The sequence below is a fragment of the Roseibium sp. RP-7 genome, assembly GCF_053005225.1.
On sequence record NZ_JBRKQA010000001.1, the window covers coordinates 2,119,128 to 2,135,669 of the forward strand.

Consider the following 16,542-nt stretch of genomic DNA (forward strand, 5'->3'; position numbering starts at 1 on the left):
ACGCATTTGTAATCAAGAGTGCGCTGCACAAATCTTGCGTCGAAGATGAATAAACTATGAGCTGATCTTCAAAATGATCTTAATCGGTCTATTTGACAGGTTGTTGGCAGGTATCGATCGGCGCTAGGCTGATCATGCATCGCAACAGCAATCGCAGAGCGAGGAGTGCGCGCCATGGCATTGTCGATGAAGGGGCCGGTTCGCTTGAAGCTTCCGAGAGATCCCTTGTTTCGTCTGCTTGCAGTCAACGGCCTGGCGGGAACGGCAATTGCCGGCCTCGTGCTCGGCGGCATTTTCCTCGGCAATATCGGTAATCTGAGAGTGCTTGTCATGTCGGCAGAGGACCCGGTGCTGCCGGTCATCATGCTGGCATTCGGCCTGTTCATCACCCTCGGGTCCGTGGTCATGGGCTCAGCCATCATGCTGTTGGGTGAAACCGGCCGAAGCGGAAAAGGCGGAGGTGGGGCCGCAAGGCGCAGACTGCCGATATCTTTCACCGGGCAAATGAAACCGGTGCCGGTTCCAGCCAGAGCAAATCGCGGGCACGATCTGCGCCGGTGAACCTTCTCGGTCAGTTCGGCACCTTGCGTAAACGGTCAATGAGCGAGTTGCTGGTAAACTGACTTGGCCTTGGCGGAAGTCGAGGGCTGTGGCCCCAAATCAGCGAACAAGGTCATGGCCGCAGCTGCTAAAAGTAGCAGCAATCCCAGGGATGAGAGCCTCATCTCACCGGTCCTTTCGATCATGACGTCCTCCGTTTTGATGCCGCGCTTATACAGTCCCAGGATCTAAAGTCCCGGTAATACCGCATGTAAAATTTTACGTACCTGCAAATACCTACAGGCAAATCTGACAGTGCCCCATTTCCGGTGCCGGGAAGGGGGCGGCCAGATCATGTAGCTGAAGGACTGTCAGTACGTCCGCAGTGGTCCGTTCCAGGATCGGGAAGCGAAGAAGGGTACGTCTCCGAACAACGCAGACCGCTGTTAACCATGGCGTTCGAAAAAAACGGGCGAACTGCAAGGACAGGTTGCAGATCTTCCACGCGCCCTGTACGACCAATGGTAGTTTAACGTTTTGTTAATTATTCATTGGGGTTGCAATGCGATTTCTTTTGAGAAACTTGCACGTTTTTGTTTTTGTTAGCCTTTCAGCGTCAGCCGCCTTTTGGGTTGCTAGCCATTCCGACCAGGCGGTAGAGGTTGCGCAGCCACTGGTCGAAGACGCGGTCGAACTTCATGTGATGGCGGAAAATACCCTGCGCGAGATCGGTCAACTGGACCTGGAAAAAGCGGCAGATGAGGCGATTTCCTACTATGTCGCGACGCTGCGCATGCCCAGCCTGCTCTTCGAAAGGCTGTCGGATGAACTGGGCGAAGTCAGCGACACGATGGAAAAGAGGGTGCAGTCAGGGCCTTTTCCTCAGATAGCAACACCTGCGGCAAAAGACCGGCCGGTGCCGGTGGGGACTGGCCCGAGCCGGTATTGGCGCACAGGTGAAGACCGGTACGCCAAACTGTCGATCTGATCAGAAACGCCTCACGCTGATGCCAGAGCCAGCGCTATACCCTGGCCGACACCGATGCACATGGTGGCAAGCGCCAGGTTTCCATCCCGTTTTTTCAGTTCCAGGGCTGCTGTTCCCGTGATTCTGGCGCCAGACATCCCCAACGGATGACCGAGTGCAATCGCACCGCCGTTCGGATTGAGGATTTCACTGTCTTCGGGCAGGCCAAGGTCTCGCATGACTGCAATGCCCTGTGCGGCGAAAGCTTCGTTGAGTTCGATCACGTCGAACTCCGGCAGCGCGATTCCGAGGCGCGCGCAGAGCTTGCGTGTCGCCGGCGCGGGGCCAATGCCCATGATCCGCGGCGGAACGCCGGCGGTGGCTCCACCGACGACGCGGGCGATCGGCGTGAGATTGTGCTTGGCCACCGCAGCTTCCGACGCGATCAGCAAAGCCGCAGCACCGTCGTTGACACCGGACGCGTTGCCGGCGGTCACCGAACCATTTTCACGGAACGGCGTCTTGAGCGCCGAAAGGGCCTCCAGCGTTGTGTTCCTGGGGTGTTCGTCCTTGTCCACCAGAATAGGGTCGCCCTTGCGCTGCGGGATCATCACGGGAACGATTTCTTCGGCGAACCGACCGGATTGCTGAGCGGCGGCGGCTCGCTGCTGGCTGCGCAGCGCGAAGGCATCCTGGTCCTGTCGCGAGATCTGGAATTGTTCGGCAACGTTTTCCGCCGTTTCCGGCATGGAATCGATACCATATTGGCGTTTGAGAAGCGGATTGACGAAGCGCCAGCCGATTGTCGTGTCGAAGATCTCGGCCGAGCGGGAAAAGGCGGTGTCTGCTTTTGGCATGACAAAAGGTGCGCGGGACATGCTTTCAACGCCGCCAGCGATGGCGAGATCTATTTCGCCGGCCTTGATCGCCCTGGCCGCAGTCATCACGGCATCCATTCCCGAACCACAAAGCCGGTTGAGCGTCAAACCGGGAACTGTCTCCGGCAGGCCCGCCAGCAGTGCCGACATGCGCGCGATGTTTCGGTTGTCTTCACCGGCCTGGTTGGCACAGCCATAAAAGACGTCATCTACCTCGGCCCAGTCCGTGTCCGGATTGCGCTCCATGAGGGCGCTGATGGGGATCGCACCTAGATCGTCAGCGCGGACAGAGGACAGCATGCCGCCATAGCGTCCGATGGGCGTGCGGACATAATCGCAAATGAAGACATGATGCATGAGCGTTTTCCTCTCCGTCGCGTGGCGTTGGCCTCTGGGGCATGGTCGCGAATTGACGTGAAGTCTTGCCGGAAATCATCTGGCAGGGCAAGAACGCATCACAGGAAAATAGATCTCGTCAGGGATTTTGTGATGTTTCCGGATGGCGCCGGATATCGTCTTCCTGCAAGTAGGTTCCGGACTGCACCTCGATCATCCGCACCGGAATCTTGCCCGGGTTATGCAACGTGTGCTGCGCTCCAAGCGGCACATATGCGGACTGGTTTTCGCTGAGCAGGCGCGTTTCGCCATTGATCGTGATCTCGAGAGTACCGGACACCACCACCCAGTGCTCCGTCCGGTGAAGGTGGCTTTGCAGGCTGAGCCTCTTGCCCGGCTTGATCATCATCGACTGAACGGAAAAACGCTCGCCGGCGTTGATGCGTTCGGTGTAGCCCCAAGGACGGTAGGACCTCGGGTGCCGGTCCACCTCATGCCTGCCTTCTGCCTTCAATTGCTCCACAACGGTCTTGACGTCCTGCGCCTTGTCCTTGTGGGCAACAAGAACGCTGTCGGTTGTGGCGATCACCATGACATCCTCAAGGCCGATAACGGATACGAGCCCGCGTTCAGCATAGGCCAGGCAGTTGTTGCTATCGAGAAAGCGGGCATCGCCCAATCCGGAATTGCCCTGGGCATCCTTGTCCAGGACCGTCCAGATCGCGGACCAGGAACCCAGGTCGTCCCATTCCGGTGCAACGGGCGCGCAGACGACGTTGTCCGCCTTTTCCATGATGGCGTAGTCGATGGAAATGTTGTCCAGTGCTTCGAAGGCTTCCTGGTTCAGTCGCGTAAAATCCAGATCCCCATGCCGTGTCTTCATGACGGCGACGATGTTCTCGTAAAGCTCCGGCTGGTGCTTCTTGAAAGCATCAATCATCGTATTGGCGGCATAAAGAAAGATGCCGGCATTCCAGACATAGCTGCCATCCTTCAGGAAGGCATCGGCACGGTCCTGGTCAGGCTTCTCGACAAAGGCTTCCACAGGCCGCACAGGCTCGCTGCCACTTGCAACCTTGATGTATCCGTATCCGGTATTGGCTTCGCTGGGTTCGATGCCAAAGGTCACGATCTTGCCTGCGCGAGCGGCTGTCTCCGCCTGATGGACGGCAGTCAGGAAAAGATCTTCCTTCCGGATCAGGTGGTCGGAGGGCAACAGCAGGATCAGGGCGTTCGGGTCGGTTTCAGCGGCAATCAACGCTGCCATCAGGGCAGGGGGCGCTGTATTTCGGCCGACAGGCTCAAGCAGGATGGACTGGGCTTCGAGCCCCAGTTCATTGAGCTGCTCGCCGATCAGAAACCGGTGGGCATTGCTGCCGATCACGATCGGAGCGGCAAAGTCCGGCCGATTGACGCGCTTGCAGGTCTTCTGGAACAGACTTTCCCCGCCAAAAAGTGGCAAAAACTGTTTTGGCCGGTCGGTGCGTGACAGCGGCCACAGCCGCGAACCGACACCACCGGACAAAATACAAGGGAAAATCATGCTTTGCTTCCTGTTCTGCTGGCACATTCGGGCGCTTGCGGGCGCACCGGTGTTGCTTTGAGTGTTAATCAGCACCGGGACAAGTTGCAAGCAAGTGGCTTGAACGCTACATACGTAATAACGTAACGCCAGAGCGTTGGTTCCCAAAGAGCGCAGCAGGCTTTCAGGACTATGACAAATTCGGATACCAGGCTTGTTCAGCTTGACCGCGCAGGCATCCGCAAGGGCGGTGAATGGCTGGTGCGCGGCGTAGATCTATCGGTTTCTCCGGGTGAAATCGTGACGCTTATCGGGCCCAATGGGTCCGGCAAGTCGACAACGGCCAAGATGGCGCTTGGGATCCTGAGCCCGAGCGAAGGCCGTGCCGAACGCAAGCCCGGCCTGAAGATTGGCTATGTGCCGCAGAAGCTCGCCATCGACTGGACGTTGCCGCTGACGGTCGCCAGGTTCATGCGGCTGACGAATCCCCTGTCCGATGCCGAATGCCGCGCTGCGCTGGCGCGCACCGGCGCTGAAAGGCTGATGACTTCTCAGATGCGCACGCTCTCCGGCGGTGAAATGCAGCGTGTCATGCTGGCCCGCGCGATTGCCCGCAATCCCGGGCTGCTGGTGTTGGACGAACCGGTGCAAGGCGTGGATTATGCCGGTGAGATCGCGATCTACGACCTCATTTCCGAAATCCGCAACACGCTTGGCTGCGGCATCCTGATGATCTCTCACGATCTTCATGTCGTCATGGCGGCAGCAGATCAGGTGATTTGCCTCAATGGTCACGTTTGCTGCCGCGGAACCCCTTCTGACGTCAGCCGTGACGACCGGTATCATGCGCTGTTTGGCAACCGGCGCAATGCGGCGATTGCCGTCTATGAACATCACCATGACCACGTGCATCTGCCGGATGGAAAGGTGCGCCACGCAGACGGTTCGCTGTGTTCCTCCTGTTCCGGCGAGCATCATCACGCACCTGCCGACGCGGCTGCGGAGAAAGAAGGCGGCATTCGAAATGCTGGATGATTTCTTCACCCGTGCACTCATTGCCGGCATAGGTGTGGCACTTGTTGCAGGACCGCTTGGCTGTTTCATCGTCTGGCGTCGCATGGCCTATTTCGGCGATACGCTGTCCCATGCAGCCTTGCTGGGCGTTGCCCTGTCGCTGCTCCTCAACGTCAACACCACGTTGGCAGTCGGGGTTGTTTCCATCCTTCTGGCGATCGTGCTGATGGCACTGAGGCGCAGCGACACGCTGTCTTCCGATGCATTGCTTGGCTTGCTGTCCCATTCCGCGCTCGCCCTGGGATTGGTCTGTCTGGCCTTCATGACATGGGTCCGGGTCGATCTGCTGGGGCTGCTCTTTGGCGATATCCTGGCCGTCACACCCATGGACATTGCCATGATCTACGCTGGCGGTGCGATCGTGCTCGGTGTCCTCGTGGTCATCTGGCGCCGCCTGTTCGCAGCAACGGTCAGTCCGGACCTTGCCGCTGGCGAGGGCCTGAAGCCTGAGCGGACCGAGCTGATCTTCATGCTGCTGACGGCAATCGTCATTGCCATTTCTCTGAAGATCATCGGCGCGCTGCTGATCACCGCGCTGCTGATCATTCCCGCCGCCGCCGCCCGGCGTCTGTCGGCGTCGCCGGAACAGATGGCGGTGATTGCAGCCCTGACCGGAGCCGCCGCCGTCGTCGGCGGGCTCTATAGTTCGCTGGCCTACGATACCCCGTCCGGCCCCTCCATCGTCGTTGCGGCGATGGCACTGTTTGTCGTCAGTCTTGTCCCGGGCGTGCAAATCGTGAGAAGGGTGAGATCGAGCACGAAAGGAGATCGTCCGTGAGCGTTGAGACACATCCCGAACTGACCAAGAACCAGGCCCTGGTGTTCGGCTCGTTGTCGGACGCGGGTGGACCTTTGACGGCCTATGCGATTCTCGATCTGTTGCGCGACAGCGGTTTCCGTGCGCCGCTGCAGGTCTACCGGGCTCTCGACAAGCTGGTGGAATACGGAATGGTCCACCGGCTGGAAAGCCTCAATGCCTTTGTGGCCTGTTCCCACAAGGGTTGCTCCGGTCATGGCACGGCTGCCTTCGCCATCTGTGAAAAATGTGGTGTCGTCAGCGAGTTTACGCCGGACAAGGCCATTTCCCTCCTGAGGGAATGGACGCAGAGCGAAGGCTTCCAGTTGTCCCGGACGACCATCGAACTGCGCGGTACCTGCCGGCAGTGCACCATGCCGATGTAACCCTGGCGGTGTTTCCCGGCATCCATTTGATTTCCGAGACAGTGTCTTTGTTCTAGGATGTCTGCATCGAATCCGCGGAGAGGTTCATGGCAGACAAACTGGGCATCGGCATCATCGGATGCGGCACCATCTCAAAGACCTATTTTGATCTGGCGCCAAAGTTCAATGGCCTTGAAATCAGGGCCTGTGCGGATCTGAACCGTCATGCTGCGGAAGAGCGCGCATCCGAATACGGCGTGCGTGCACTCACCGTGCACGACCTGCTTCTGGCGGATGATGTCGATCTGATTGTCAATCTGACTGTTCCCGATGCCCATTATCTCGTTTCCCATGAAATCCTGGCACACGGGAAGCATGTCTACTCGGAAAAACCTCTGGCTCTGTCGATCCGGGACGGGCAGGCGCTTGCCGATTTTGCACGCAAAAAACATCTGAGAGTCGGGTGTGCACCGGATACGTTTCTGGGCGGGGCACATCAGATTGCCCGCAAGGCAGTTGACGAAGGACTGATCGGAGAAATCGTTGGCGGCACGTGCCATGTCATGAGTCACGGCATGGAACATTGGCATCCCAACCCCGACTTCTTCTTCAAACCGGGAGGGGGGCCGGTTCTCGACCTCGGACCTTACTACATTGCCGCTCTGCTCAATCTGATCGGCCCGGTAAAGCGTGTGTGCGCCATGTCAGCCATGCCGTTCAAGACCCGGACGATCGGGGGTGGCACTCGAAATGGTGAAAAGATCGATGTCTCCACCCCAACCACAATCCATGCGATTCTCGAGTTCCGGTCCGGTGCAAAAGTAACGCTGACGGCGAGCTGGGACGTCTGGGCACATAGGCACCAGCCTATGGAGCTTTACGGTACCCGGGGAACACTTTTTCTGGCCGACCCGAACTATTTCGGCGGAGACGTAAGCCTGGTCACCGAAGATGGAACGACAAAAGCATTAGACGATGCGATGCACCCGTTCGGTTTGGCGAATGTCGATGACAACGGCCTGCCGCGTGCGAACTACCGCGCTGCCGGTCTGGCAGACATGGCCCAGTCGATCCTGAGTGGAGACGACACCGAGTTCCGCTGTTCGCTCGAACGGGCACTGCATGCGGTCGACGTCATGGTGTCGATTTTGAAATCTGCCGAAACGGGAACGTTCATCGAAATCGAACACCAGGCCAGCCGTCCACAGGCGCTTGCTGCCGCTGAGGCAGTCAAATTGCTCGTCTGAAGCTGGTTGCAGGTGCACCGCCAGCCACCTATCTTCGCCGCAAGGGATGTCCGGGTCTGAGGGCACCCGGCCGCTTGCGGGCAAAAGAGGGAGAGCGGGAATGGCCTTGTTGATCGCCGGCCTTGTGCTGTTTTTGGGTATTCACACGTTGCCGATGTTTCCGGCAACGCGCAATGGGCTGGTCTCAAGGCTCGGCGAAACACCGTACAAGGGGCTGTATACGCTCTTGTCGTTCGTCGGTCTGGGGCTGATCGTTTACGGTTATGGCGTGGCCCGTTTTGAAGGCCCGCCGGTGCTGTACGATCCGCCGTTCTGGCTGCGCCACGTCACCATGCTGTTCATGGTTCCTGTTTTCATTTTCCTTGTCGCTGCCTATGTGCCGTCGCGGATCAAGACAGTCCTGAAACATCCGATGCTGGTGGCCGTAAAACTGTGGGCATTGGCGCACCTTCTGGCAAATGGCGATCTGGCTTCGGTGCTTTTGTTTGGCGGTTTTCTCGCCTGGGCAGTGGCAGACCGGATTTCGGTCAAGCGCCGCGGGCCCGGCGCAGGACAGATAGGTGCACTGGCAACGGCCAAGCCCGGAAAATACTCCGATTTTGTCGTGATTCTGTTGGGCTTGGTTCTCTACGGACTGTTCGCTTGGAAGCTGCACGCCTTGTTGATCGGGGTTCCGGTGGCCTGATAGCGGTCGCGGAGCTTGAAATTACGTTAGAAATCCGGCATTCCGTGCCGGATTGCCCCACTTGCGCCATGAAGGACCGATTTAAGCCCCTTCAGGGAATTGCCCGAGCCGGATCAAGTGGATAATGTGCGCCACTCATGAAGGGGCCGTGCCCGGGCAGACGTGCCGGGCCGAAGAAGTGAATGCAGGAAATAGACACGCATGTCTGACATTTTTCGTGAAGTCGATGAAGATATCCGCCAGGAAAAATACCGTCGGCTTTGGGACCGCTTCAGTCCGTGGGTGCTTGGCGTTGCGGTCTTGATCATTGTTGGAACCGGCGGCTATCGCGGCTGGCTCTACTGGCAGGAACAGCAGTCCCAGAGCGCTGGTGACACGTTCTTTGAAGCCGTGAGGCTTTCCGAAGCCCAGAACTACGAAGAAGCAGCAGCTCTTTACGGTGAACTGGATAACGCCCTTGGTGGATACCCGGCCTTGGCGAAACTGCGTCAGGCAACCGATCTTTCCAATTCCGGCAAGACTGAAGAAGCCCTGGCCGAATTCGATGCCCTGTCGCGCGATACCAGCATCATGGATGCTCTGCGTGATGTTGCAGCGCTGCGTGCTGCTTATCTTGCCGTCGACACCCAAGGCTACGGCGATATTGCCGACCGGGTCGAGAAGCTGACCGGCGACACTGGTCCGTTCCGTGCAGCTGCACGCGAACTTCTTGCCCTAAGTGCATGGAAAGCCGGCGATATTGAAACAGCCCGTCAGTGGATTTCCGCTCTTGAAGACGACGCGGAAACACCGGCAGACGTGAGCCGCCGCGTGTCGATCCTGAGTGACGTGATCCGGTCCAGCAACGGCGAAGCCAAGGCGGACAGTGAAGGAAACAACCAGTGAGTTTTGTAACCGTTTCTTTCCGCAGACGCGGTGTTTTTGGTGCCATTGCGCTTTCGCTCGTCCTCACCGGGTGCGGGTCGGTCAGCGAATTTACCGAGAACATAAACCCGTTTGCTCGCGAGAAAATCCTCAAGGGTGAGCGCCAGCCCGTGTTCGACGGCGCTGATCCGGCAGCCGAAGCGCTCGGCCAGGCAGCAAAGGTCGGTTCTGCGACAGGCGGACAGTCCTGGTCAACAGCCGGTGGTGGCCTGACCAACGATCCGGGTAACGTCGCCATATCCGTCTCCGGCAATCGTGCCTGGCGCGCTCAGGTCGGCTCGTCCGGCGGCGGGCTGACAACATCCGCACTTCGGGTGTCTTCCCGTCCGGTCAGCGATGGCAGCCGTATTTACGTCTACAAGCCGAATGGCGAAGTCGTAGCGTTGTCGACGGGCGGTGGACGCCAGTGGACCCAGAACCTGCGTCCGGAAGGCGAAAGGGATGTGGGTCCTGGTGGTGGTGTTGCCGTTGAAGGCGGCGTTGTCTACGCAGCCACCAGCTATCGTCAGGTGGCGGCTCTTGAAGCCGGCTCCGGCCGGGAAATCTGGAAAGTCGACATCGACACGCCGGCTCGTGGTGCGCCTGTTGCCGGTGCCGGTCATGTCATCGTTGTATCCCAGTCCAACGAAGTCTATGCCCTGAAGCAGTCTGACGGCAGCGTTGCCTGGACCTATGCAGGTATCGAGGAAACCGCTGGTCTGTTGTCTGCGGCCAATCCAGCCATTTCCGGCAACCGTGTCATCGTGCCGTTCTCCTCCGGTGAAATCATGGCCATCGACATCAAGTCGGGCGAACCGGCCTGGATCGATGGCGTGTCGCGCGGCTTCAGGACACTTGCCCTGTCCGGTCTCGCGGACGTTTCGGCGAGCCCGGTTGTCTCCGGCAGTACGGTTTATGCCACTGGTGTTGCCGGCCGCACAGTTGCGGTGGATGCCCGCACCGGCCAGCGTCGCTGGGAACAGGATCTCGGCAGCGTGCACACGCCGGTTGTCTCCGGCAGCGCGTTGTTCATGGTTGATCTCGACGACCGTATGGTCGCCCTCAATCTGAAAAACGGGGAAACCCTCTGGGCAACGGCCTTGCCGCGTCCGGAAAAGAAGAAGAAGCGCCGCAACTGGGCTGGCCCGATCCTGGCAAATGGGGCACTGGTTGCCTTTTCCAGCGACGGTCAGATCGCAATCGTGGATGCCTCTTCTGGAAAAACCATGTTGACGCAGCGGACCAATACGGATGTCTATGTGACACCGATCGTCGCCGGAGGCCGGATTATCGTGCTGACAGGCAATGACGGCGTCGCTGCCTTCAACTAGCATTTGAGGCAGGGCCCGAAGAGGCCCGCCTATCAGGAGAATCTGCTGTGGGCGCTACTGTCGCCATTATCGGACGGCCGAATGTCGGCAAGTCCACCCTGTTCAATCGCCTTGTGGGCAAGCGCCTGGCGCTGGTAGACGACACACCTGGTGTGACGCGAGACCGGCGGCCGGGCGATGCCCGTTTGGGCGACTTGCGCTTTACGATCATCGACACCGCCGGTCTCGAAGATGCGGACAAGGAATCCCTTGAGGGCCGCATGCGCCGGCAGACCGAGGAGGCGATCGAAACCGCCGACGCGGTTCTGTTCGTGATTGACGCTCGTGCTGGTGTAACGCCGCTTGATGCCCATTTTGCCGAAGTCGCACGCAAGACCACCCGTCCGGTGATCCTGCTGGCCAACAAGGCGGAAGGCAGGGCCGGAGAGAGCGGACTTTACGAATCCTATTCACTTGGTCTTGGTGATCCTATTGCAATCTCCGCTGAACACGGCGAAGGGCTTGCTGATCTCTATGATGCTCTGAAACCTCATGTCGACCGGGTCACGGAAGAAGAAGAGGCGAAGCGCGAAGAGGCGATCACCAACGTGGATGTCGACGAGGACGGTGAATTCGTCGAGGACGAAGAGCCGGTCGGCACCATTGAAAGACCGCTGCGTGTTGCCATCGTCGGCCGCCCGAATGCGGGCAAGTCGACGCTGATCAACCGCATGCTGGGCGAAGACCGCATGCTGACCGGACCGGAAGCAGGCATCACGCGCGATTCCATCTCGGTAGACTGGGTCTGGCGCGACAGGCATATCAAGCTGTTCGATACGGCCGGTATCCGGAAAAAGGCCCGCGTTCAGGAAAAGCTCGAAAAGCTTTCCGTGGCCGACGCTCTGCGTGCGATCAAGTTCGCCGAAGTGGTCGTTGTCACGCTGGACGCCACCATGTCCTTCGAGAAGCAGGACCTGCAGATCATCGATCTGGTTGCGCGCGAAGGCCGCGCACTGGTGATCGCGATCAACAAGTGGGACCTGATCGAAGACCGGGAAGAAGCCTGGAAGAAAATCAAGGACGCCAACGAGCGGTATTTCAACCAGATCCGCGGTGTTCAGATCGCGACTTTGTCCGGCCAGCAAGGGCAGGGCGTCGATCGCCTGATCGAAAGCGTCTTTACCGCCTACGAGGCCTGGAACTCGCGTGTCTCGACTGCCAAGCTGAACCGTTGGCTGGACAAGGTCACCGCGAACCATCCGCCCCCCGCAGTTGCCGGACGCCGGGTGCGCCTGCGTTACATGACCCAGCCCAAGACGCGGCCGCCACATTTCGTGGTTTTTTGTTCGCGTCCCGAACAATTGCCGGAAAGCTACACGCGCTATCTGGTCAACTCGCTGCGCCAGACCTTCAACATACACGGAACTCCCATTCGCCTGTCCTACCGCAAAGGCGAAAACCCTTACGCCCCGAAGAGAAAACGGGGCTGAGTGGGGAGGGCAGCCTGCCATTTTGCCAGGCTGCCAGCCAGTATTCTTCTTTCCTGGCGGGAAAGCAGCTTCCCGCCGCGCTATCGACACTTAAGGGAGTTTGAACCATGTCCATCGACCGGCTGGAATTCGCCGTTGCCCTTGCCGAAAAGGCTGGCGAGCTCGGTCTCGACTATTTTCACAAGCTGGACACGCTGACCATTACGCAGAAGGGTCATCAGGACCTCGTCTCGGAAGCGGACCGCAATGTGGAAACGCTCATCCGCGCGGAACTCGCAAAGAGCTATCCGGACGACGGTATCCTGGGCGAAGAGCATGGCATGGAAGAAGGGTCTTCGGGCTACACCTGGGTTACCGACCCGATCGACGGTACGGCAAATTTCGTTGCCGGCATTCCGCAGTGGTGCGTCATCATTTCCTGCGTTCATCAGGGCCAGGTGATTGTCGGTGTGATCCATGATCCGGTGTCCAAGGAAACCTTCAAGGCTGCCGCCGGTCACGGTGCGTTCCTCAATGGCAAGCCGATCCGTGCCTCCGACAGCGAAAGCCTCTCTCACGGTTCAGTCGGTGTTGGTTTCAATGGCCGCACTGCCGTCACGGATGCGGTCAACGTCGTCGGTGCTCTGGTCTCCAAGGGCGGTGTGTTCTTCCGCAACGCCTCGGGCGGTCTGATGCTTGCCTACGCGGCTTCCGGGCGCCTTATCGGCTATGTAGAATCCCACATGAACGCCTGGGACTGCCTTGCAGGCATGCTGATCACCAAGGAAGCCGGTGGTGAAGTTCTGGAACAGGACATCAACCAGTCCCTTTACGACGGCGCACGTGTCGTTGTTGGCGCTCCCGGCGTCTTTGCCGACCTGAAGGAAATCGCCGAAAGTTCCTTTGCGCCTTTCGAAGCTGCTTAATCAGCCTCACACATGCTGGTCGACGAGAACCGGGTTTCCATCCGGGTCGACCAGCATGAAGCTGGCCCGACCACTGCCGGCCTCGTCAGCTTCGGATGCGAAAGTGTATCCCTTCGCCTTCAGCACCTTTTGTATGTCCCGTACATCCTGAAAATCTTCCAGTGTCCTGGCATCCTGGTCCCAGCCGGGATTGAAGGTGAGTATGTTCTTGTCGAACATGCCCTGAAACAGCCCAATGATGGTATCGCCATTCTTTAGGACCGCCCAGTTGTCCGCGTCCGAGATGCCGATATCCACGAAGCCAAGTCCTTCGTAGAACGCCTTCGATCTTTTGAGATCCTTGACGGCCAGACTGACCGAGAACGCACCGAGTTTCATCTTCCTGGCTCCTCTGCAGCGACCGCCGCTGGATACCCTGCATGCTTTCAAAGTTCCAGAAAGGAAGCAAGTTCCAAGCGGGTCTTCTCGGTAAAATGAAAGCCCTTCCAGCCAAGCGCCTTCGCTACGCGAACGTTTGTGGCGCTGTCGTCGATCAGCAAGATCTCGGACGGGGCAACCTTGAGAGTGTCGCTGACATGGGCGAAGAACGCGGTGTCCGGCTTGGCTGACTTGATGCGGCCGGAAGAGAAAATCCGGCTGACCAGCGAGCCGAAGCCGGACTGGTGCTCGATGTAGCTGGAGCGGCGATCTTCATTGTTCGTCGCAATTACCTGAACGACGTCGTGACTTGTCAGATGTTCAAGCAGGCTGCAGGTGAAGGGGTCCCGCAGATCATCCTTGTTAAACCAGTAGTCGAGAAGTTCTCCCGCATCCAGAAGGTAGCCGCTCCGGTCAAGCCAGTCTTGCAGGTGAGTTTTTATGTCCCGTTTCCCGGAGATGACTTGCAGGAAGGAGGCATCGAACACGCCGCGTTCGAATGCATCGAGTGCAATTCCGAGGTCGCTCTCCAGCGTGTCAGCCCAGATGAACCTGCCGTCGACGACATTGCGGTTTAGAACGCCGTCGAAATCCCAGGCGATGACACTGATATCTGACCGCATGGCATGCTTCCCTTCCGATCATCAACCGGAAGGCGTAAAGAGAATGAACGGGCTATGCAACCCTTGATTGGATCAGCCCAGCAGGATCCGCCTTAGGGCTGAATCCATTCTCCGCTGACGCGGTCGTACAGGCGGCCGGTTTCCAGAACGTCCGGCATCAGCAAGGGCAGAAGATCTGCCGCAACATCATCCGGCGTCGGAAGATTGGTGGCAAGCTCGCCTGGCATTGCCTTGGCACGCAGCCCTGTGCGGGTAGGGCCCGGGTCGGCCAGGTTGATCTTCATGTTCGTCTTCAGGCTTTCATTCGCCCAGGTCCGCGCCATGGCTTCCACGGAAGCCTTGCTGATGGACTGAAGACCCCAGAAAGGTGTGCAGGTGCTTGCATGAACGGAAGACAGGAACAGTGCACGGCCCGCGTCCGACTGGCGCAGGAGCGGATCCAGAGAGCGGATCAGCCGCCAGTTGGCAACGACATTCACCGCCGTCACTTTCTCGAAGTCCTTCGGGCTGATGTGGCCGATCGGCGACAGAACACCCAGCATGCCGGCATTGGCGACGAAGATATCGAGCTTCTTCCAGCGTTCGTAGATCGCGGCGCCAAGCCGGTCGAGCGCGTCGAAGTCGGTCAGGTCAAGCGGGACGAGCGTTGTTTCCCCGCCTGCGGAGCGGATCTCGTCATCGAGGTCTTCCAGGCCGCCGACAGTCCGCGCAAGCGCAATGACATGCGCACCACGTTCGCCGAGCTGCTTTGCGATCTGATAGCCAATTCCGCGGGAGGCGCCGGTGACGAGAGCGACCCGGCCTTCAAAGTCTTTGATCATGCGTGATCTCTTAGATCAATTTGCCCTCCGGCGGTACCGCCGAAAGGCATAAATTGAAGCGGTCCAAAGAGTTTTGAGCGCTTTAGCCGACCTCGACCAGGCGAGGGGCGCTGACGAAGTCCTGATCCTCGGAAAGATCGGTCAGCGGTGTGGGGTAATCGCCGGTGAAACAATGATCCGTGAACTGCGGGTTGGCATCGTCGCGGCCATCGTAGCCCATGGCCTTGTAGATGCCATCGACGGACAGGAAGGCCAGGCTGTCGGCACCGATATAGGCGCGCATTTCCTCAAGACCGTATTTTGCAGCCAGCAGCTTTTCACGCACCGGCGTGTCGATGCCGTAGTAGTCGGAATACTTGATCGGCGGGCTGGCGAGCCGGAAGTGAACTTCCTTCGCACCCGCTTCGCGGATCATCTGCACGATCTTGACCGATGTTGTTCCGCGCACAAGGCTGTCGTCCACAAGCACGACGCGCTTGCCTTCGATCTGAGCCCGGTTGGCGGAGTGTTTCATCTTCACGCCAAGTGCACGGATCTGCTGGGTCGGTTCGATGAACGTGCGGCCGACATAGTGGTTGCGGATGATGCCGAGTTCGAACGGCACACCGCTTTCCTGGCTGAAGCCGATGGCCGCCGGCACACCGCTGTCCGGCACCGGAACGATCACGTCGGCTTCGACGTTGGATTCCCGGGCCAGCTGGCGCCCCATTTCGCGGCGGACGTCGTAGACGCTGCGACCGCCGACAACGCTGTCGGGGCGGGAGAAGTAGATGTATTCGAAGATACACGGACGAGCCGGGCGTTTGCCGAACGGGAAGAAGGATTCAATCCCTGTTGACGTGCAGACGATAACTTCGCCGTTTTCCACTTCGCGGATGAACTTTGCCCCGATGATGTCGAGTGCACATGTCTCCGAGGCCAGGATCGGAGCACCGTTCAGGTCGCCCAGGACCAGCGGGCGAATGCCGAGCGGGTCACGCGCGCCGATCAGTTTCTTCGAGGTCAGCGCCACCAGAGAATAGGCACCTTCCATCTGGGTGATCGCGTCGATGAAACGTTCGACGATTTTCCCCTTGCGCGAGCGGGCAACGAGCTGCAGGACCACCTCTGAATCGGAGGTCGACTGGCAGATTGCTCCGTCCCGGATCAACTGGCGGCGCAGGGTGAGGGCGTTGGTGAAGTTGCCGTTGTGGCAAACGGCAATGCCGCCACCGTCCAGCTCGGCAAAGAGAGGCTGCACGTTCCGCAGGATGGTTTCACCGGTTGTCGAGTACCGAACGTGGCCGACAGCGGCCTTTCCGCTCAGCCGCTCGATGGTGTCGGCGTCGGAGAAGTGATCGCCCACCAGCCCGAGATGGCGTTCCGCACGGAACTGCTCGTTGTCAACGGTGACGATCCCCGCTGCTTCCTGCCCGCGGTGCTGGAGCGCATGAAGCCCGAGCGCGGTCAGCGCGCTGGCATCCTCATGACCCAGAATGCCGAAAACACCGCATTCTTCGCGCAAGGTATCTGCATTGATGTCGAACGGTTCGTGCACGTCGGTTCCGCCAGCCATGGCGAACACTCCTTCGTTCTGGCCGGTGGGAGGACCGGCCGGGTCTTGCGGTCAAATGTCTGTCATCGTCACTCAGGTGGACGAAACATTGGCCGCTTTGCAAATGGT

At 59.0% G+C, this 16,542-nt stretch carries 17 protein-coding genes; 11 read left to right on the forward strand and 6 right to left on the reverse strand.

From position 1 onward, the window contains the following. The first annotated feature begins 174 nt into the window (after window positions 1–174). Together ACVDG9_RS09645 and ACVDG9_RS09650 are read left to right on the forward strand one after the other, a co-directional pair. Window positions 175–561, forward strand: coding sequence for a hypothetical protein (locus tag ACVDG9_RS09645; RefSeq protein ID WP_075281543.1), 387 nt, complete (start codon window positions 175–177; stop codon window positions 559–561). Window positions 562–1,243: 682 nt separating this feature from the next. Beyond that, window positions 1,244–1,528 (forward strand): hypothetical protein, encoded by a 285-nt coding sequence (locus ACVDG9_RS09650; protein ID WP_447237847.1) that lies wholly within the window; start codon window positions 1,244–1,246, stop codon window positions 1,526–1,528. A gap of 11 nt (window positions 1,529–1,539) precedes the next feature. On the opposite strand, the gene pcaF is transcribed toward ACVDG9_RS09650, so the two are convergent. Continuing rightward, window positions 1,540–2,742 carry a 3-oxoadipyl-CoA thiolase gene (gene pcaF, locus ACVDG9_RS09655; RefSeq protein ID WP_447237848.1) on the reverse strand — a complete coding sequence of 401 codons (1,203 nt, stop codon included), beginning with the start codon at window positions 2,740–2,742 and terminating at the stop codon, window positions 1,540–1,542. A 118-nt stretch (window positions 2,743–2,860) separates the two neighbouring features. Next, complete coding sequence (locus ACVDG9_RS09660) at window positions 2,861–4,264, reverse strand: mannose-1-phosphate guanylyltransferase/mannose-6-phosphate isomerase (protein ID WP_447237849.1); 1,404 nt, start codon at window positions 4,262–4,264, stop codon at window positions 2,861–2,863. A gap of 171 nt (window positions 4,265–4,435) precedes the next feature. Between ACVDG9_RS09660 and ACVDG9_RS09665 the strand changes: the two genes are divergently transcribed. The 9 genes from ACVDG9_RS09665 (at window position 4,436) to ACVDG9_RS09705 (ending at window position 13,018) form a co-directional block, all read left to right on the forward strand. Then, a complete protein-coding gene (locus ACVDG9_RS09665; protein WP_055653619.1) occupies window positions 4,436–5,278 on the forward strand; it encodes an ATP-binding cassette domain-containing protein in 843 nt (280 codons plus the stop codon). Beyond that, entirely contained in the window at window positions 5,268–6,095 is an 828-nt protein-coding gene (gene znuB / locus ACVDG9_RS09670; RefSeq protein ID WP_023003946.1) for a zinc ABC transporter permease subunit ZnuB, read from the forward strand. Before ACVDG9_RS09665 ends, znuB begins: the two co-directional genes overlap by 11 nt. After that, window positions 6,092–6,499, forward strand: coding sequence for a Fur family transcriptional regulator (locus ACVDG9_RS09675; protein WP_023003947.1), 408 nt, complete (start codon window positions 6,092–6,094; stop codon window positions 6,497–6,499). Before znuB ends, ACVDG9_RS09675 begins: the two co-directional genes overlap by 4 nt. An 86-nt stretch (window positions 6,500–6,585) precedes the next feature. Beyond that, window positions 6,586–7,725 (forward strand): Gfo/Idh/MocA family protein, encoded by a 1,140-nt coding sequence (locus ACVDG9_RS09680; RefSeq protein ID WP_447237850.1) that lies wholly within the window; start codon window positions 6,586–6,588, stop codon window positions 7,723–7,725. Window positions 7,726–7,825: 100 nt separating this feature from the next. Continuing rightward, a complete protein-coding gene (locus tag ACVDG9_RS09685; protein ID WP_062489062.1) occupies window positions 7,826–8,410 on the forward strand; it encodes an NnrU family protein in 585 nt (194 codons plus the stop codon). A 201-nt stretch (window positions 8,411–8,611) separates the two neighbouring features. Next, window positions 8,612–9,295: a tetratricopeptide repeat protein gene (locus ACVDG9_RS09690; protein ID WP_447237851.1), complete on the forward strand. Its 684-nt coding sequence runs from the start codon at window positions 8,612–8,614 to the stop codon at window positions 9,293–9,295. After that, window positions 9,292–10,644 (forward strand): BamB-related PQQ repeat family beta-propellar protein, encoded by a 1,353-nt coding sequence (locus ACVDG9_RS09695; protein ID WP_447237852.1) that lies wholly within the window; start codon window positions 9,292–9,294, stop codon window positions 10,642–10,644. Before ACVDG9_RS09690 ends, ACVDG9_RS09695 begins: the two co-directional genes overlap by 4 nt. A 47-nt stretch (window positions 10,645–10,691) precedes the next feature. Beyond that, window positions 10,692–12,113 carry a ribosome biogenesis GTPase Der gene (gene der, locus ACVDG9_RS09700; RefSeq protein ID WP_023003952.1) on the forward strand — a complete coding sequence of 474 codons (1,422 nt, stop codon included), beginning with the start codon at window positions 10,692–10,694 and terminating at the stop codon, window positions 12,111–12,113. Between the two features lie 107 nt (window positions 12,114–12,220). Next, window positions 12,221–13,018 carry an inositol monophosphatase family protein gene (locus ACVDG9_RS09705; protein ID WP_023003953.1) on the forward strand — a complete coding sequence of 266 codons (798 nt, stop codon included), beginning with the start codon at window positions 12,221–12,223 and terminating at the stop codon, window positions 13,016–13,018. A 6-nt stretch (window positions 13,019–13,024) separates the two neighbouring features. Here the strand turns inward: ACVDG9_RS09705 and ACVDG9_RS09710 are convergent, their stop codons facing one another. The 4 genes from ACVDG9_RS09710 to purF all read right to left on the reverse strand — a co-directional run bounded on the left by ACVDG9_RS09710 (window position 13,025) and on the right by purF (window position 16,434). Further along, window positions 13,025–13,396: a VOC family protein gene (locus ACVDG9_RS09710; RefSeq protein WP_447237853.1), complete on the reverse strand. Its 372-nt coding sequence runs from the start codon at window positions 13,394–13,396 to the stop codon at window positions 13,025–13,027. A 47-nt stretch (window positions 13,397–13,443) separates the two neighbouring features. Further along, window positions 13,444–14,058 carry an HAD family hydrolase gene (locus tag ACVDG9_RS09715; protein WP_447237854.1) on the reverse strand — a complete coding sequence of 205 codons (615 nt, stop codon included), beginning with the start codon at window positions 14,056–14,058 and terminating at the stop codon, window positions 13,444–13,446. Between the two features lie 92 nt (window positions 14,059–14,150). Further along, on the reverse strand, window positions 14,151–14,879 hold the full coding sequence (locus ACVDG9_RS09720) for an SDR family NAD(P)-dependent oxidoreductase (protein ID WP_447237855.1): 729 nt from the start codon (window positions 14,877–14,879) through the stop codon (window positions 14,151–14,153). Window positions 14,880–14,961: 82 nt separating this feature from the next. Next, window positions 14,962–16,434: an amidophosphoribosyltransferase gene (purF, locus tag ACVDG9_RS09725; RefSeq protein WP_023003957.1), complete on the reverse strand. Its 1,473-nt coding sequence runs from the start codon at window positions 16,432–16,434 to the stop codon at window positions 14,962–14,964. Window positions 16,435–16,542 lie beyond the last annotated feature (108 nt).

Excerpts from the sequence above, each read along its gene's own strand:
- ACVDG9_RS09645 (WP_075281543.1), top strand. The coding sequence starts at position 175 with ATGGCATTGTCGATGAAGGGGCCGGTTCGCTTGAAGCTTCCGAGAGAT.
- ACVDG9_RS09650 (WP_447237847.1), top strand. The coding sequence starts at position 1,244 with ATGGCGGAAAATACCCTGCGCGAGATCGGTCAACTGGACCTGGAAAAA.
- pcaF (WP_447237848.1), bottom strand. The coding sequence starts at position 2,742 with ATGCATCATGTCTTCATTTGCGATTATGTCCGCACGCCCATCGGACGC.
- ACVDG9_RS09660 (WP_447237849.1), bottom strand. The coding sequence starts at position 4,264 with ATGATTTTCCCTTGTATTTTGTCCGGTGGTGTCGGTTCGCGGCTGTGG.
- ACVDG9_RS09665 (WP_055653619.1), top strand. The coding sequence starts at position 4,436 with ATGACAAATTCGGATACCAGGCTTGTTCAGCTTGACCGCGCAGGCATC.
- znuB (WP_023003946.1), top strand. The coding sequence starts at position 5,268 with ATGCTGGATGATTTCTTCACCCGTGCACTCATTGCCGGCATAGGTGTG.
- ACVDG9_RS09680 (WP_447237850.1), top strand. The coding sequence starts at position 6,586 with ATGGCAGACAAACTGGGCATCGGCATCATCGGATGCGGCACCATCTCA.
- ACVDG9_RS09685 (WP_062489062.1), top strand. The coding sequence starts at position 7,826 with ATGGCCTTGTTGATCGCCGGCCTTGTGCTGTTTTTGGGTATTCACACG.
- ACVDG9_RS09690 (WP_447237851.1), top strand. The coding sequence starts at position 8,612 with ATGTCTGACATTTTTCGTGAAGTCGATGAAGATATCCGCCAGGAAAAA.
- ACVDG9_RS09705 (WP_023003953.1), top strand. The coding sequence starts at position 12,221 with ATGTCCATCGACCGGCTGGAATTCGCCGTTGCCCTTGCCGAAAAGGCT.
- ACVDG9_RS09710 (WP_447237853.1), bottom strand. The coding sequence starts at position 13,396 with ATGAAACTCGGTGCGTTCTCGGTCAGTCTGGCCGTCAAGGATCTCAAA.
- ACVDG9_RS09715 (WP_447237854.1), bottom strand. The coding sequence starts at position 14,058 with ATGCGGTCAGATATCAGTGTCATCGCCTGGGATTTCGACGGCGTTCTA.
- ACVDG9_RS09720 (WP_447237855.1), bottom strand. The coding sequence starts at position 14,879 with ATGATCAAAGACTTTGAAGGCCGGGTCGCTCTCGTCACCGGCGCCTCC.
- purF (WP_023003957.1), bottom strand. The coding sequence starts at position 16,434 with ATGGCTGGCGGAACCGACGTGCACGAACCGTTCGACATCAATGCAGAT.